The following is a 15,615-nucleotide window of genomic DNA, read 5'->3' on the forward strand; positions in this document are numbered from 1 at the left end:
GGGGAGAAGGATAAAACCTCAGGCCGCCGCCATGGCCTCGCCGCGCACCAGGGCGGCGTAGGTGTCCATCAGGTCCAGCGACAGCTTGGCCGGCGTGAACTTGAACTCGCCGACTTCCGAGACCGGGGTCACCTCGGCGGCGGTGCCGACGATGAAGCACTCGGTGAAGGTCGACAGCTCTTCCTTCTGGATGTGGCGCTCGACCACCTCGATCCCCTTGCCCTTGGCGATGTCGATCACCGTGCGGCGGGTGATGCCGTCCAGGAAGCAGTCGGGCTTGGGCGTGTGCAGCACGCCGTCCTTGACGAAGAACACGTTGGCGCCGGTCGCCTCGGCCACATAGCCGCGATAGTCCAGCATCATCGCGTCGGCATAGCCTTCCTTCTCGGCGGCGTGCTTGGAGATGGTGCAGATCATGTAGAGGCCGGCGGCCTTGGCCGCGACCGGGGCGGTCTTCGGGTCCGGGCGCTGGTACTTGGCCCAGGTCAGGCGGATGCCCTTGGCCTTGGTCGCCGGGTCGAAATAGCTGGGCCACTCCCAGACGGCGATGGCGACGTGGATCTTGGAGTGCTGCGCCGAAACGCCGATCATCTCGCTGCCGCGCCAGGCGATCGGGCGCACATAGCAGTCCTTCAGGCCGTTCTTCGCCGCCGTCGCCTTGCAGGCCTCGTCGATCTCGGCCACCGTATAGGGGATCTCAAAATCGAGGATCTCGGCCGACTTGAACAGGCGCTCGGTATGCTCGGTCAGTTTGAAGATTTCGCCGCCGTACATACGCTCGCCTTCGAACACCGACGACGCGTAGTGGAGGCCATGGGTCAAAACATGCACCTTCGCCTCGCGCCAGGGCACAAATTGCCCGTCAAGCCAGATCCAACCGTCGCGATCGTCGAAGGGAACCAGAGACATCGGCCCAAGACCTCCTTATTGGGAACGCGGTTCTTAGACGCCCCGTGGGGGGATGCGTCAAATAAAATGGACTCGTTACGATGATAGCCCCGCTGCAGCCCGGTTCGGACGATCCCCGTCTGATCCTCCGCGAGGAGGAGCTGGACGGCGGGCTGGAGTTGATCCTCCTGGCCGAGGCCGCGCTGTGGGCCGCCGTGGACGCGGTGCTGGAGACCGAAGCCCTGGGTCTTGGCCGCTCGCACTGGCGCGCCGCCTTCCTGCTGCGTCGCCGGCCGGGGATCGGCGTGCAGGACCTCTCGAAGCTGACCAGCCTGTCGAAACAAGCCGCCAGCCGCACCCTGGCCGACCTTGAGAAGGCGGGGCTGGTGGAGCGGATCTCCGGCGATCTGGACGGCCGCCGCCGCCCCGCCACCCTGACCGCCGAGGGCGTGGCCTTCGAGCAGCGCACGGCCGAGCGGCTGCGGGCGCTGCTGGCCCGGGCCTACCGCACCGGCGGCCTGGACGGCGTGGCCGGCACGCGCCGAATCCTGGCGGCGCTGGCCGGATCGCGGCAAGGTGTCGGCCCCGGACGACGGATGCCCACATGACCCCTGACGAGCGCCGCGAACGCCACCTGCTGGTGGTCGACGACGACGACCGGCTGCGCAAGCTGATCAAGGAATTCCTGAGCCGCGCGGGCTTTCGCGTCACCGCCGCCGCCAGCGCCGCCGGGGCCGACAAGCTGTTCGAGGCCCTGGACTTCGACCTGATGGTGCTGGACGTCATGATGCCGGGCGAAGACGGCATGGCCTTCACCAAGCGCCTGCGCGGCAAGGGCGGCGAGGCCGGCCGCACGCCGATCCTGATGCTGACCGCCCGCGACCAGACCGCCGACCGGATCGAGGGCCTGTCCAGCGGCGTCGACGACTATCTGGGCAAGCCGTTCGAGCCGCAGGAGCTGCTCCTGCGCATCGAGGCCATCCTGCGCCGCTCGGCGGCCCGTCCGGTGGGCCCCAAGGCGCTGAGTCTGGGGCGCTGCACCTTCGACGCCGACCGGGGCGAGCTGACCTGCGACGGCGAGGCCGTGCGGATCACCGAGGCCGAGGTGACGCTGCTGCGGCGTCTGGCCCGCTCGCTGCACGAACCGGTCGACCGCCTGGAGCTGGCCCGCGACACCGCCGACGCCACCGGCCGCGCCGTCGACGTCCAGGTCACCCGCCTGCGCCGCAAGATCGAGCCCGACCCGAAGAACCCGCGCTACCTGCAGACGGTGCGAGGGGTTGGGTACCGGTTGGCGCCGGATTGATGGGGGGCGCTGTCCAAATCCTCCCCCTCGCGGGGGAGGTGTCCGCGCAGCGGACGGAGGGGGAAGTCGGCCGGCGGCGGGGTTGTCCTCTTCCCCCTCCGGCGCTTCGCGCCACCTCCCCCGCTGGGGGGAGGATTTAGGTGCCCCTCACCCGCCTCGACATCCCGCCGGCGCTGAAGCGTCTGCTGCCGACCACGCTGTTCGGGCGCAGCCTGCTGATCATCATCCTGCCGGTGGCGATCATGCAGATCGCCGTGACCTGGGCGTTCTTCGACGCGCACTGGCAGAGCGTGACCTCAAAGCTGTCGGAAGGTCTGGCCGGCGACATTGCCTGGGCCGTGCAGTCCTACGAGGATGATCCCAGCCCCGCCGCCGTCGAGAAGCTGGCCAAGCGGGCGGAAGACTCGCTGTCGCTGTCGATCGCCTTCCAGAAGGGCCGCAAGCTGCCGACCAGCCATCGTCCCTCGCTGTTCGCGGCCCTGGATCGCTCGCTAGACAAGGCGCTTGAGGACCGGCTGGACAACCCGTTCTGGTTCGATACGACCCGCTACCGCGCCTATATCGACATCCGCGTGCAGGTCGACGGCGGGGTGCTGCAGATCTACGCCCTGCGCGACCGCGCCTACGCCACCCAGGGCCACATCTTCATCCTGTGGATGGTGGTGGCCACCATGCTGCTGACGGCCATCGCCATACTGTTCATCCGCAACCAGGTGCGGGCCATCGAGCGCTTGGCCGAGGCCGCCGACGCCTTTGGCCGGGGCGAGGATCCGGACTTCAAGCCGCACGGCGCGCGCGAGGTGCGCCAGGCGGCCCTGGCCTTCATCGCCATGAAGCTGCGCATCCAGCGCCATATCGAGCAGCGCACGGCTCTCCTGGCCAGCGTCAGCCACGACCTGCGCACGCCGCTGACCCGGCTGAAGCTGGAAATGGCCATGGCCGAGCCCTGCGAGCAGATGGAGGCCATGAAGGGCGATCTGGCCGAGATGGAGCACATGATCGACGAGTACCTGGCCTTCGCCCGCGGCGAGGGCGGCGAGGCGATCCAGGTGGTCGACCTGTCGGAGCTGGTCGAGGGCGTGGTGGCCGACGCCGAGCGCGGCGGGGCGGCGATCGAGACCGAGATCACCCAAGGGCTGGAGACCCGCCTGCGCCCCCTCACCTTCCGCCGGGCCCTGGCCAATCTGATCGACAACGGCGTGGCCCACGCCGACCGCGTGCGCGTCACCGTCAGCCCGCGCCAGACCGGCGGGGTAGACGTCGCCGTCGACGACGACGGCCCCGGCATCCCCGAAGACAAGTACGAAGAGGCCTTCAAGCCCTTCTCGCGGCTCGACGAGAGCCGGAACCAGAACGAGAAGGGCGTGGGCTTGGGGCTGGCCATCGCCCGCGACATGGCCCGGGGCCTGGGCGGGGATCTGGTGCTGTCCCGCTCGGCGCTGGGCGGCCTGCGGGCGCTGATCCGGCTGCCGGGGTAGGCGGCTGCTGCTGGGGGAAATCCTCGTCCTTCGACAAGCTCAGGATGAGGATTTTGGGCGAACCTAGGCGAACAGTCGTCCTCACCCTGAGCCTGTCGAAGGGCGAGGACGGCCTCTGAGGCGACAACCCCGGCTTCGCTGCGACCGGGATGACACGATATTGTGGACCTTTGAGGGGCGCTACGCCCCCCGATCCCGGAACGGATCGGCCGGATACACGCCCAGGATCTCGAAGCGCTCGGAGAAGAACTTCAGTTCGTCCAGGGCCAGGGCCAGGTTACGGTCCTCGGGACGGCCGTCGACCTCGGCGTAGAAGAAGGTCGCCGTGAAGTTCCCGCCCTCCATGTAGCTTTCCAGCTTGGTCATGTTGACGCCGTTGGTCGCAAAGCCCCCCAGCGCCTTGTAGAGCGCGGCGGGCAGGTTGCGGACGCGGAAGACGAAGCTGGTCACGCAGCGGTGGGTGAAGTCCGGCGCGGCCGGGGCCTTGTCGGCGGTCATCACCAGGAAGCGCGTGGTGTTGTGGCGCTCGTCCTCGATGTCGCGGGCCAGGATGTCGAGGCCGTAGATCTCGGCGGCCAGGGCGGGGGCGACGGCGGCGTGGGTCGGGTTGGGCTTGAGGGCGAGGGCCTTGGCCGCGCCGGCGGTGTCACCGGCGGCCTCGGTCTCGACGCCCAGGCGCTTGAGGCTATTGCGGCACTGGCTCAGCGCGATTGGCATCGAGCTGACGACCTTGATGTCCTCCAGCTTGACGCCCTTGTTGGCCATCAGCTGGAAGCGGATCGGCTTGAACCGCTCGCCGATGATTTTCAGGCCCGAGGCCGGCAGCAGGTGGTGAACGTCGGCCACGCGGCCGGCGATCGAGTTCTCGATCGGAATCATGCCCAGCTGCGCAATCCCCGACTTGATGGCCTCAAAGGCCTCTTCAAAGGTCTTGCAGGGATAGGCCTCGTAGTCGGGGAAGTAGGTGCGGCACGCCTCGTGGCTGTTGGCGCCGGGCTCGCCCTGGAAGGCGATCTTCTTGAGGATGCTCATGCTTGGTTCCCAGCCTGCCGACGGGCGGCTTCGAGGTCGGACGGACTGTCGACGGAGATCGGGGCGGTCTTGGCCACCGCAGCCCGGATGGTCAGGCCCAGCTCCATGGCGCGCAGCTGCTCCAGCTTTTCGCGCTTTTCCAGCGGCGAGGGCGCGGCGGCGTTGAAGGCCTCGAGCGCCTCGCGGCGATAGCCGTAGATGCCGATGTGGCGCCAGACGGGCGCGTCGCCATAGAGGGTGGAGCGGGTGAAATAGAGGGCCCGGCCGCTTTGGCCGTCCTCTTCCATGGCCAGCACGGCCTTGACCACGTCCGGGTTGGCGCGGTCGGCGGGCGAGGACTCAGGCGCCACGACGGTGGCGATATCGGCGTCGCCGAACTCCTTAAGTATTCGGGCGCAGTCGGACAGCACGGCCGGGTCGACGAAGGGCATGTCGCCCTGCAGGTTGATCACCACGTCGTGCTCGAACCCCGGATCCAGCTGCGCCAACGCCGCCAGAATCCGGTCCGAACCCGACGGCAGATCCGGGTCGGTCAGCACGGCGGTTCCGCCAGCCTTTTGAACCGCCTCGACGATTTCCGGGTCGCCGGCAGCCACCGCGACGGGACCAATACCCGCTTCGAGGCCCTGGCGCAGGACGCGCACGATCATCGGAACCCCGCCGATATCGGCCAGGGGCTTGCCCGGCAGGCGGGTCGCGGCCATCCGAGCCGGGATCAGAATGAGGGGGTTCATCGGTTCAAATCTCCGCCGCCCTGTTGCGCGAGGGGCGGTAGCGTGTAAGAGACGCGAGCGCAACATGACGCGCGCTGGAGACTCGTCCTTGTGATTCCGGCGCGCGGGTTTCAAGCCCGCCGTTCGACGGGCCGATAAGAGGCTGACAAGGCTGAAATGAGCGACCTGACGTTCAACAAGATCGCTGGCGGCGTGCTGCTGACCGGCCTCGTTATTTTCGGTCTGCGGGAAGCGTCCTCGATCGTCTTCGCCAAGCACGAAGTCGAGAAGGCCGGCTACGAGATCGCGGTCCAGGAAGAAGGCGCCGAAGGCGGCGCGGCGGCGGTTGAGACCCTGCCGGACTGGAACGCCGTCCTGACCCCCGCCAACGTGGCCGCCGGCCAGGCTGTCGCGGCCAAGTGCGCCGCCTGCCACAAGTTCGACGCTTCGAACGCCAACGGCACCGGCCCTGGCCTGTGGGACGTGGTGGGTCGCAAGCCGGCCGCTCACGCCGGGTTCAACTACTCGACCGGCATGAAGGACTTCGCCGCCAAGACCCCGATCTGGGACTACGATCACCTGTATGAGTTCCTGAAGGCTCCGGGCAAGTACGTGCCCGGCACGAACATGACGTTCGTCGGCCTCAAGAAGTCCGAAGATCGCGTGGCGATGATCGCCTACATGCACAGCCTGGGCAGCAAGCTGCCGGTTCCGCCGCCGCGTCCCGTCGCCGCTCCGGCCGACGCCGCCGCTCCGGCTGCTGAAGGCGCTGCTCCGGCCGCCGAGGGCGCTGCGCCCGCCGCCGGCGCCGCCGCGACCCCGGCCGCCCCGGCCGCCGCCGCTCCGGCCGCGCCGAAGGCCTAAAGGCTCTTCGACATCCGATACGAAGAGGCCGCGACGCGAAAGCGCCGCGGCCTTTTTGTTTGCTTGTGTCCGCGCTTAGCGCGGGCGCTCATGCGCATGGAAATCCTCGTCCTTCGACAAGCTCAGGATGAGGATTTTGTGCCAGGCGACGCTGACAGTCGCCCTCACCCTGAGCTTGTCGAAGGGCGAGGGCTTAGCGCCCCCTCCCCGCTAGACCCGCCGATACCCCAGCACCCCGCCCGTTGGCGTCGCTGCGATCCGCGCGATCGCCTCGGCCAACGGCTCGATCGCGGTGGCCATGTGGTGGGCGTTGGCGTGCAGGATAGTGTCGGCGTCCAGCAGGATCGCCACGTGCCCCTTCCAGAACACCAGGTCGCCGCGTCGGCGGTCGGCCTCGGCGATCTCCGGGAAGAAGTCCCGCTGCATGTCGGTGTCGCGCGGACAGGCCCGGCCGCAGGCGTAGAGGGCCTGCTGCACCAGGGCCGAGCAGTCCAGGCCCAGGCTCTCCCGGCCGCCCCACTGATAGGGCGCATGCAGGAAGCGCTCGGCGACGGCGACATAGTCGGTCTCGAAGCGGCCGACCGGCGCTAGGTGATGCTCGACGAACCAGCCCGACCGCGCGCCCTTCGCAAACCGCCCTTCCCGCGCCTCGACTGTGACCAGAGCGTTCAGGCTGTAGAGCCCGACGATGGCCGACTTGATGTCCGGCTCGGCGAAAGCGTAGGTGCGCGGCGCGGCGATGCGATGATCCGGCGTCAGCACCGGCGCCGACAGGGCCTCCAGCAGCACATAGCCGACATAGCGGTCGCGCCGGGCCTGGCCGAAGGCGAAATCGCCGACCTCGAACAGCACGTCGAACAGCTCGCCGAAGACCAGCTGGTCTTCCTGCTCGGCGTTCGGCTCCGGCGCCTTGCGCAGGCTGGCGATCGGCGAACTGACCTGCATCGGCGTGACGTCGGCGAAGCGGTCGGCGGCGACGAGGCCCTCCAGGCGGCGGTCCGCCACGCCATCGCGGACCAGGGTAAGGCGGCGGTCGGGCGCGCTCATCGGGCGAACCTGGCTTGCAGCATGGCGAAGGCCGCGCGGATGGCCTGGACCTCGGCGCCCACCGGATAGCCGGGGCGGCCCTTCGGGTTCCAGGCGAAGACGTCGAAGTGCGCCCAGCTTCCTTCGCTCGGGGCGAAGCGCTGCAGGAACAGCGCCGCCGTGGTCGCGCCCGCCTGGGCCCAGCCGTCGGGGTCGTTCTTCAGGTCGGCGATGTCGCTGTCCAGCGCGTCGCGATAGGCCTCGGTCAGGGGCAGGCGCCACAGCGGGTCGGACACCTTGCGAGAGGCGGTCTCGATCTGGCCGGCCAGGGTGTCGTCGGCGGTCCAGAACGGGATCACGAACGGCCCCATGGCCACCCGCGCCGCGCCGGTCAGGGTGGCGAAGTCCAGGGTCAGGGCAGGCTTCAGCTCAGCGGCCCGGGTCAGGGCGTCGGCCAGGATCAGCCGGCCCTCGGCGTCGGTGTTGCCGACCTCGACGGTCAGGCCCGCGCGGGTCTGCAGCACGTCGCCCGGCCGCATGGCGTCGCCAGCGATGGCGTTCTCGACGACCGGCAGGAGGATCACCAGACGCACGGGCAGGCGCGCTTCCATGACCATGCGCCCCAGCGCCAGGGCGTGGGCGGCGCCGCCCATGTCCTTCTTCATCAGGCGCATGCCCGACGAGGGCTTGATGTCGAGGCCGCCGGTGTCGAACACCACGCCCTTGCCCACCAGGGCCAGCACCGGGTGGGACGGATCGCCCCAGGCCACCTCGATCATGCGGGGACTGCGGGCGTCCACGGCGGCGCGGCCCACGGCGTGGACGGCCGGATAGTTTTCCTTCAGCAGGTCATCGCCGCGCACGACCGAAAGGGTCGCGCCGTACTTCTCGGCGATCTCGCCAGCGATCGTTTCGATCTGCAGCGGGCCCATGTCGTTGGCCGGGGTGTTGACCATGTCGCGGCACAGGGCGCAGGCGTGGGCCAGGGCGGTGACGAAGGCGACGTCGACACCCTTGGGGGCCACCAGACGCGGGATCGGCTCGCCGCGCTTCTTGTAGCGATCAAAGCGATAGGTCCCGAGCGCGAAGGCCAGGGCCGCCTGCTCGCCGTCCAGCCCCTTGGGCAGACGCGAGAGGACGTAATCGCCGGCCGGCAGCTTGCCCGCCAGACCCCGCAGCAGCGACAGATCGGCGCGGCCTGCGCCCACGCCCATCAGCACCTGCTCGATCGCCCCGCTGGCGCCAGGGATCGCAAGCACTTGGCCGGCCTTGCCCGCGAACTTGTTGGCGGCCGCATAAGTCCTTACCGGCGCGCGCTTTTTCGCCAGAAACGCCTCGACCTCGGACTCGACCACGGGATGCACCGGGATCGCCCGGCCGACAGCCTGGGCGAGGATCGGATGCGCGGCGTCGGTCATCGGCGAAACCCTTAAAAACTATGCTTAACGATTCCTTGAGGCCCGCGCGGGATGATGCGCGCACCTTCTGGAGACTTGTCTTCATGTGTCGCAAGCGCGCGCTCATCGCAACCGTTCTCGCCCCCATGGCCCTGGTCCTGGCGCCCCCGGTCTTCGCCGCCGATCCGCCCAAGGCCGACGCCGGCAAGACGGCCAAGGCCGCGCCGGCGCCGGTGAAGGCCTCGCCGCAACAGCGGGCCGAGGCGCGCCGTCTGGACCCGCTGGCCCAGGCCGCCTTCTGGGGCGCCGAGTTCGAGGTCGATCCGGGCGACGCCGAGGCCGGCGCGGGCCTGGCCAGGTCGCTGCGCGCCCTGGGCCGGGCCGATGAGGCCGTCATCGCCGCGACCAAGGGCCTGATCGCCCATCCCGATGACGCTGCGCTGCTGCTGGAACTGGCGCGCGCCCACATCGCCCGAGGCCAGGGCTTCTATGCGATCGAGCCCGCCCGCAAGGTCGCCGCGCTGTCGCCCAAGGACTGGCGTCCGCTGACCCTGCTGGGCGTCGCCTACGAGCAGGCCGAGCGGGACGAGGAAGCCGAAGCCGCGCACCGACAGGCGATCACGCTGGGCGCCAACGAAGCCACCCCGCTGGCCAACTATGCGATGCATCTGGCCGCCAAGGGCGACCTGGCTGGGGCTGAAGCCCAACTCCGTCGCGCCGTCGCCCTGCCGTCGGCGACCATCCAGGTGCGCCAGAATCTGGCCCTGGTGGTCGGGCTGCAGGGCCGTTTGCCGGAAGCCGAGAAGCTGGTCCGCGCCGACCTGCCGCCCGAGCAGGTCGCCAACAACCTGTCCTATCTACGCGCCGCCGTCGGCCAGGCCGGCCAGACGCGGAGCTGGGACGCCATGCGGGCCGGCGGCGGGCGTTAAGCGCCCCTACCCCGCCAAGGCCTGGCTGATCACCTGGGTGGCCTTGGTGAAGGTGGTCAGCAGCGGCGTCGCCATAACGTGCTTCAGCGTGAAGGCGAAGAACGCCGCAAGACCCAGCAGCAGCGCCATCTCAAGCGCCGCGCCGCCCTTTTCCTCCTCCGCGAACACGCGAACCGGAGGCCCCTTGCCCTGATAATCCATCGCACCTGTCCCAAACCGACACTGAACGGTTGAGACAGCGCAAGACCGGCGCCAGGGACGCTACTTGAAGGCGTCCTGAACCTTCATGATCGCCGGGCCCAGGATCATGACGAACAGCACCGGCAGGAAGAACAGGATCATCGGCACGGTCAGCTGGGCCGGCAGGGCCGCGGCCTTCTTTTCGGCCGCCGACAGGCGCAGCTCGCGGTTTTCCTTGGCCATGACCCGCAAGGCGGTGCCCAGCGGGGTGCCGTAGCGCTCGGCCTGGATCATCGCGGTGGCCACCGACTTGATGCCGGGGTGGTTGGTGCGGCGGGCGAGGTTCTCATAGGCCACGCGGCGCTCGGGCAGGTAGGACAGCTCGGCCGTGAGCAGGCTGAGCTCCTCGGCCAGCTCCATCGACGACGAGCCGACCTCGGCCCCGACCTTCTGGATGGCGGCTTCGATCGACATGCCGCTTTCGACGCAGATCAGCAGTAGGTCCAGCGCGTCGGGAAAGGCCGCCACGATCGACTCGCGACGCTTCTGGGCGACATTGGTGATGTAAACGTTGGGCGCGTAGTAGCCGAAGGCCAGGAACGCCACGCAGGCGCACATCTTCTGGATCGGCAGCAGACCAAAGTCGTTGATCAGATACAGATAGAAGGCCGCGCCCGCCGCGAAGGCGAACGGCATGGCGAAGCGGAAGAAGTAGAAGGTGCTGACGGGCTTGGGACCGCGAAAGCCGGCCTGGGCCAGCTTTTCCACCACCTTGGGATCCTCCAGCAGGCGCGACAGCTGCAGGCGGTCGACCACGTTCTTGTAGAGGCCCTCGTCCTGGTGGCGCAGGCTGCCACCGGCCGTCCCGCCGGTGCGTGTGGCGATCGACTGGCGGGAGCGCCGACGCAGCTCCTCGCGGCGATTGGCCACCGACTTGAGCCGGCCTTCCAGGTTGTTGTCGCGCATCACCGGCGAGGCCAGGGTGATGATGGTGGCGAACACGACCACGGCGATGAAGGCCGTCAGGATGTTCGAGGGGTTGGTCAGAGTTTCGACAAGCGACATCCGGCCCTCCCCCTCAGAACTTGAAGTTGATCATGTTGCGCATCACGAAGATGCCGATGCTCATCCAGACGGCGCTGGCCAGCAGCATCAGGTGGCCGCGCGGGTCGGTGAACATCGGGGCCATGTAGGCCGGCGAGGTGACGCTGATCAGGGTGACGACGCCCGGCGGCAGGCAGCCGATGATGAAGGCCGAGGCCACGGCTTCGGCCGACAGCGCCTTGATCTTCTCCTTCATCAGCTTGCGCGCGCGCAGCACGGTGGAGAGGTTGCTCAAGGCCTCGGCCAGGTTGCCGCCCGTCTTCTGCTGGATGGCCAGCACGATCGAAAAGAAGCGCAGCTCGTTGGTGGGCATGCGCTCGTACATCTTCTCCAGGGCCGCATCCATCGGCACGCCCATGGCGATGTTCTCGGTCAGGGTGCGGAACTCGCCAGCCAGGGGCTCAGGGCATTCCTTGCCGATGATCTTCAGGCAGTCGTGGACCGGCAGGCCCGACTTGATGCCGCGCACGATGATGTCGACGGCGTCGGCGAAGGCCTCGGTGAACTTCTGGGTGCGGCCCTTGATGAGGAACCCGAGCACCCAGCGCGGCAGCCCGGCGCCGGCGGCGAAGCCCGCGCCCAGCGCCACCAGCGGCGACTGGCCCAGCAGCAGGATGATCATGGCCACGAACAGGCCCAGGACCCCGCTGACGATCCAGAACATCCTGACATTGTCGCCCAGACCCGCCGCCTGCAGGCGGGCGCCGATGCTGAGCGAGGCCTTCTTCTGCTTGCGCTCCTGGTCTTTCAGCGCCTTGAGAATGGCCTGACGGCGGGCGTCGGGCGTGTTGGCGGCGGCCTTGGCCCGGACATTGGCCTGGCGCTCGCCGCCCTTGGCGATGATCTGGGCGCGCTTGGCCGCCTTGGCCGAGGCGCTGTCGCCGCCCGCGAACGCAAAGCCCAGGCCCGCGATGGTGATGAAGCCCAGAATGCCGGCCAGGACGAACAGCATCGCCTACTCCGCCGCGTCCAGCGCTTCGGCGAGCTCGCGCTCCAGGCCGTAGTAGCGGGCGCGGTCCCAGAAGCGCGGACGGGCGATACCGGTCGAGCGGTGCTTGCCCACGACCTTGCCGTTCTCGTCCTCGCCGGTAATCTCGTAGACGAACAGGTCCTGGGTGACGATCACGTCGCCTTCCAGGCCCACGACCTCGGTGATGTGGGTGATGCGGCGGCTGCCGTCGCGCAGGCGGGCGGCCTGGATGATCACGTCGACCGAGCCGACGATCATCTCCTTGATGGTCTTGGAGGGCAGGCCATAGCCGCCCATGGTGATCATGCTCTCGATCCGGCTGATCGCCTCGCGCGGGCTGTTGGCGTGCAGCGTGCCCATCGAGCCGTCGTGGCCTGTGTTCATAGCCTGCAGGAGGTCGAACGCCTCTGGCCCGCGGACTTCGCCGACGATGATGCGTTCGGGACGCATCCGCAGACAGTTCTTGACCAGATCGCGCATGGTCACCGCGCCGCTGCCCTCGAGATTGGGCGGACGGGTTTCCAGACGCACCACGTGCGGCTGTTGCAGCTGCAGTTCGGCCGCGTCTTCGCAGGTCACGACCCGCTCGGTGGGGTCGATGAACGCGGTCATGGTGTTGAGCAGCGTCGTCTTGCCCGAGCCGGTGCCGCCCGAGATGACGATGTTGCAGCGGCAGGCGCCGATGACCCCGAGAACCCGCGCCCCTTCCGGGCTGATGGAGTTGAACTCCACCAGGTTCTTCATGGTCAGCTTGTCTTTCTTGAACTTCCGGATGGTCAGGGTGGGACCATCCAGCGCCAAGGGGGGCGCGATCACGTTGACGCGGCTGCCGTCGGGAAGGCGGGCGTCGCAGATCGGCGAGCTTTCGTCGACCCGGCGGCCGACCTGGCTGACGATCCGCTGGCAGATATTCATCAGCTGCAGGTTGTCGCGGAAGCGGACATTGGTCAGCTGGACCTTGCCGCCCACTTCGATGAACACCCGGTGCGCGCCGTTGACCATGATGTCGGCGATGTCGTCGCGGCTGAGCAGCGGCTCCAGCGGGCCATAGCCGAGGACGTCGTTGATGATGTCCTGGACCAGGTGCTCCTGTTCGGCCACCGACATCGAGACGTTCTTGATCGCCACCAGCTCGGCGACGATGTCGCGGATCTCCTCGCCCGCCTGCTTCACATCGAGCTGGGCCAGCTGGCTAAGGTCGATCGTGTTCAGCAGCGCGTTGAAGATCGTGGTCTTGGTGGCGTGGTAGTAGTCGCTTTGCTCACGAACGATATGAGCGGTCTGCGGCTGGCCCTGGGCGGCGCGCAGCTGTTCCAGCCCGGCCGTGGCCTTGGGCGCGGGGCCGCTGACCTTCGGCGCAGGGGCCTTGGGTTCCGGCGCGGCGACCGGCTCGACACGTTGCGGCCGCGTGGCGATGGCCGCCCCGCCCGCCGGAGCGGGGGGCGGCGCCTTGGAATCGCCGGAGGCTGACGGGTCGCGCTTACCGAACATCTACTTCTTCTTGAATAGGCCCGAGAACAGCGAGGTCTTCTGCGCCGGCGGCGGCTCACGCCGGCTGATCAGGCGCGCCAGGTGCTCCAGACCCTCGGCGGCCTTGGACTTGGGCGCCACCTCGGCCAGCATCTGACCGTTATTGGCGGCCTGGCCGTAGGGCTTGGGATCGAACGGCAGCACCAGCGACGGCTGCACGCCCAGCGCCTCGCCGAAATCCTTGACCGGGATCTCCGGACGACCGGGCACGCCCACCTGGTTGAGGACGAGGCGTGGCGGCGCATCGTTGGGCCGCGAGCCCTTGACCAGGTCGATGATGTTCTTGGCGTTGCGCAAGCTGGCCAGATCGGGCGTGGCCACCACGACCAGCTCATCCGAACCGATCAGCACCCGTCGGCTCCAGGCGTTCCAGACGTGCGGCAGGTCCAGGACCACGAAGGGAGCCGCGCCACGGATCTTCTGGGTGACTTCCTCGAAGGCGTCGGCGCCGAACTCGTAGTCGTCGTCCAGCGAGGCGGGCGCGGCGAACAGCGACAGACGGTCGGCGCAGCGCACCATCATCCGGTCCATCAGCACCGGGTCCAGACGGTCGGGCTGACTGAGCGCGTCGAGCACGCCCTGCAGCGGATCCTGGTTGAAGTCGAGGCCAGCGGTGCCGAAGGCCAGATCCAGATCGACCAGCACGGTCGCCGTCTGCATCTTCTCGGCCATGGCCCAGGCGAAGTTGTGCGCCAGGGTCGAGGCCCCTACCCCGCCCTTGGCGCCCACGAAGGCGATCTGGCGACCGGTGAACGGCGCGGCCGGATCGGCGTACAGCGCCCCGACGGCGCGGATCACCTGCAGCGGACCCAGCGGCTGGGTCAGGTACTCGCTGACGCCCCGGCGCATCAGTTCGCGATAGAGGGCGATGTCGTTGGTCTGGCCGACGACGACGACCTTGGTGCCCGGGTCGCAGACCTGGGCCAGGCTGTCGAGCAGGTGCAGCAGGCGCTGGGCGCCATCCAGGGTCTCGACCATGACCAGCGAGGGGGTCGGCTGGTTCTGGTAGTAGTCGACGGCCGCCTCCAGACCGCCGTCGCGCACGATCGTGGCGGCCCGCGACATCCGACGATCGGCGGCCGCCTTCTCGATCAGGGCCGCGGTTTCGGGCCGGGCGCAGAAGGCGTGGATGGTGATGCGCGGGATCACCGCGTCACCCAGGCCGCTGTCGGCGATCGGCTCATTGTAGGTCGGCGCGGGTCCGGACGATGTGCTGGAGGGCACGTCCAGATCGCGATCGTCATCGTCGCTGGCGCTCGTCACCGGCGCAGCGGGCTGGACGGGGCGCGCCTGCGGCGTGGGCCGCGTGGTCAGCGGAGCGGCTTGCGACGATCGGGTCGGCGGGGCGGCGTCCTCGCGCGGTCGGGCCGGCGGGAAGTCGGCGAACGGGTCCTCGAACCCGCCGGCCGGCGTCAGCGACGGGGCCGACGAGCGCCAGGGATCGCTCGCGCCGGTGGTGAACTCGTCGGCGGCGTCGAAGCCCAGATCGAACGGATCGTTTTCGGTCGGCCGCATTACTGGATCGCCTTCGAGACGGCGCCGCTGGCCTGCTCGTCCTTGGCCGAGCTGGTCACCTCGCCCCGGCGGTACTTGCCCAGGACGGTGTCGCGGCGGCCCGCATCAGCCGGGGTCATGTCGCGCGGCCGGATCAGGTCCTCGGGATTGGCGACTTGGGCGGCGATGTTGGCGGCCATGGCGCAGCCGAAGTTCTCGTGCACCGTGTTGTCGCGCGTCGCCGCGAGGTTCTCCCAGCGCTGACCGCACTTGATCGGTTGGGCTTCATAGCGAACAAAACCGACGCGGATCGCGCCCTCTTCCGCAGCGGCCGGATCAACGCCGACGATCCGCACGCGCGAGCCGGCGCCCAGGGCGGCCAGGCGGTCGCGGATCTGGATGGCCATGGCGCCGGCGGTGTGCGGCGCGGTGACGACCAGTTCGCGAGCCTCGGCCTCCAGCCAGCGGGAGACCAGCGCTTCCAGAGCCGCCGACTGGTTGGCCGACAGGCCCGAGGCGTGCGGCTTCAGCAGGATGTCGTCCGGCGCGGCGTCGACCTTGATACGGTCCATCCACTGCTGGGTTTCGGTGGCGGCCAGCTTGCTGGGGCCCTGGTCGGGCGGCGTCGAGGCGCAGGCGGCCAAGCCGAGCAGGGCGGCGCCGAAGAGGACGGACTTGACGGGAAGGCGAAGCGTCATGGCGGC

The 15,615-nt window shown here is 68.8% G+C and carries 16 protein-coding genes and 2 pseudogenes; 7 read left to right on the top strand and 11 right to left on the bottom strand.

Annotated features, from left to right (window positions below; genetic code table 11):
- Positions 1-18: 18 nt before the first annotated feature.
- A complete protein-coding gene (locus J2X45_RS07910) occupies positions 19-909 on the bottom strand; it encodes a branched-chain amino acid aminotransferase (protein ID WP_310213422.1) in 891 nt (296 codons plus the stop codon).
- Between the two features lie 80 nt (positions 910-989).
- Between J2X45_RS07910 and J2X45_RS07915 the strand changes: the two genes are divergently transcribed.
- The 4 genes and pseudogenes from J2X45_RS07915 to J2X45_RS07930 all read left to right on the top strand — a co-directional run.
- Entirely contained in the window at positions 990-1,496 is a 507-nt protein-coding gene (locus tag J2X45_RS07915; RefSeq protein ID WP_310213425.1) for a MarR family transcriptional regulator, read from the top strand.
- Positions 1,493-2,194, top strand: coding sequence for a response regulator (locus J2X45_RS07920; protein ID WP_310213427.1), 702 nt, complete (start codon positions 1,493-1,495; stop codon positions 2,192-2,194). The genes J2X45_RS07915 and J2X45_RS07920 overlap by 4 nt, the downstream gene beginning before the upstream one ends.
- Positions 2,195-2,334: 140 nt before the next feature.
- A complete protein-coding gene (locus J2X45_RS07925) occupies positions 2,335-3,672 on the top strand; it encodes an ATP-binding protein (RefSeq protein ID WP_310213429.1) in 1,338 nt (445 codons plus the stop codon).
- A 4-nt stretch (positions 3,673-3,676) separates the two neighbouring features.
- Positions 3,677-3,793 (top strand): annotated as a pseudogene (locus J2X45_RS07930) (hypothetical protein); the annotation flags it as partial.
- A 59-nt stretch (positions 3,794-3,852) separates the two neighbouring features.
- Here the strand turns inward: J2X45_RS07930 and J2X45_RS07935 are convergent.
- Positions 3,853-4,704: a prephenate dehydratase gene (locus J2X45_RS07935; protein WP_310213431.1), complete on the bottom strand. Its 852-nt coding sequence runs from the start codon at positions 4,702-4,704 to the stop codon at positions 3,853-3,855.
- A complete protein-coding gene (locus J2X45_RS07940; RefSeq protein ID WP_310213435.1) occupies positions 4,701-5,438 on the bottom strand; it encodes a 3-deoxy-manno-octulosonate cytidylyltransferase in 738 nt (245 codons plus the stop codon). The genes J2X45_RS07935 and J2X45_RS07940 overlap by 4 nt, the downstream gene beginning before the upstream one ends.
- A gap of 156 nt (positions 5,439-5,594) precedes the next feature.
- Here J2X45_RS07940 and J2X45_RS07945 point away from each other — a divergent pair, with 156 nt between their 5' ends.
- Together J2X45_RS07945 and J2X45_RS07950 are read left to right on the top strand one after the other, a co-directional pair.
- On the top strand, positions 5,595-6,281 hold the full coding sequence (locus J2X45_RS07945; RefSeq protein ID WP_310213438.1) for a cytochrome c family protein: 687 nt from the start codon (positions 5,595-5,597) through the stop codon (positions 6,279-6,281).
- 90 nt (positions 6,282-6,371) lie between these two features.
- Positions 6,372-6,473 (top strand): annotated as a pseudogene (locus tag J2X45_RS07950) (hypothetical protein); the annotation flags it as partial.
- Between the two features lie 18 nt (positions 6,474-6,491).
- Here the strand turns inward: J2X45_RS07950 and J2X45_RS07955 are convergent.
- Positions 6,492-7,328: an NlpC/P60 family protein gene (locus tag J2X45_RS07955; RefSeq protein ID WP_310213440.1), complete on the bottom strand. Its 837-nt coding sequence runs from the start codon at positions 7,326-7,328 to the stop codon at positions 6,492-6,494.
- On the bottom strand, positions 7,325-8,725 hold the full coding sequence (locus tag J2X45_RS07960) for a M17 family metallopeptidase (protein ID WP_310213444.1): 1,401 nt from the start codon (positions 8,723-8,725) through the stop codon (positions 7,325-7,327). The genes J2X45_RS07955 and J2X45_RS07960 overlap by 4 nt, the downstream gene beginning before the upstream one ends.
- A gap of 83 nt (positions 8,726-8,808) precedes the next feature.
- Here J2X45_RS07960 and J2X45_RS07965 point away from each other — a divergent pair, with 83 nt between their 5' ends.
- A complete protein-coding gene (locus J2X45_RS07965) occupies positions 8,809-9,633 on the top strand; it encodes a tetratricopeptide repeat protein (RefSeq protein ID WP_310213446.1) in 825 nt (274 codons plus the stop codon).
- Positions 9,634-9,639: 6 nt separating this feature from the next.
- Here the strand turns inward: J2X45_RS07965 and J2X45_RS07970 are convergent, their stop codons facing one another.
- The 6 genes from J2X45_RS07970 to J2X45_RS07995 are packed head-to-tail and all read right to left on the bottom strand — an operon-like array spanning position 9,640 to position 15,609.
- Positions 9,640-9,834 (bottom strand): hypothetical protein, encoded by a 195-nt coding sequence (locus J2X45_RS07970; protein WP_310213449.1) that lies wholly within the window; start codon positions 9,832-9,834, stop codon positions 9,640-9,642.
- 60 nt (positions 9,835-9,894) lie between these two features.
- Positions 9,895-10,878: a type II secretion system F family protein gene (locus tag J2X45_RS07975; RefSeq protein ID WP_310213452.1), complete on the bottom strand. Its 984-nt coding sequence runs from the start codon at positions 10,876-10,878 to the stop codon at positions 9,895-9,897.
- Between the two features lie 13 nt (positions 10,879-10,891).
- Positions 10,892-11,869, bottom strand: coding sequence for a type II secretion system F family protein (locus J2X45_RS07980; protein WP_310213453.1), 978 nt, complete (start codon positions 11,867-11,869; stop codon positions 10,892-10,894).
- A 3-nt stretch (positions 11,870-11,872) separates the two neighbouring features.
- Positions 11,873-13,378, bottom strand: a complete 1,506-nt coding sequence (locus J2X45_RS07985; protein ID WP_310213456.1) for a CpaF family protein — start codon at positions 13,376-13,378, stop codon at positions 11,873-11,875.
- Positions 13,379-14,932 (bottom strand): pilus assembly protein CpaE, encoded by a 1,554-nt coding sequence (gene cpaE, locus J2X45_RS07990; protein ID WP_310213459.1) that lies wholly within the window; start codon positions 14,930-14,932, stop codon positions 13,379-13,381.
- A complete protein-coding gene (locus tag J2X45_RS07995) occupies positions 14,932-15,609 on the bottom strand; it encodes a CpaD family pilus assembly protein (protein WP_310213462.1) in 678 nt (225 codons plus the stop codon). Before J2X45_RS07995 ends, cpaE begins: the two co-directional genes overlap by 1 nt.
- Positions 15,610-15,615: the final 6 nt, after the last annotated feature.

Origin of the sequence: Caulobacter sp. BE264 (genome assembly GCF_031457805.1) — a bacterium.
Lineage (GTDB): Bacteria > Pseudomonadota > Alphaproteobacteria > Caulobacterales > Caulobacteraceae > Caulobacter.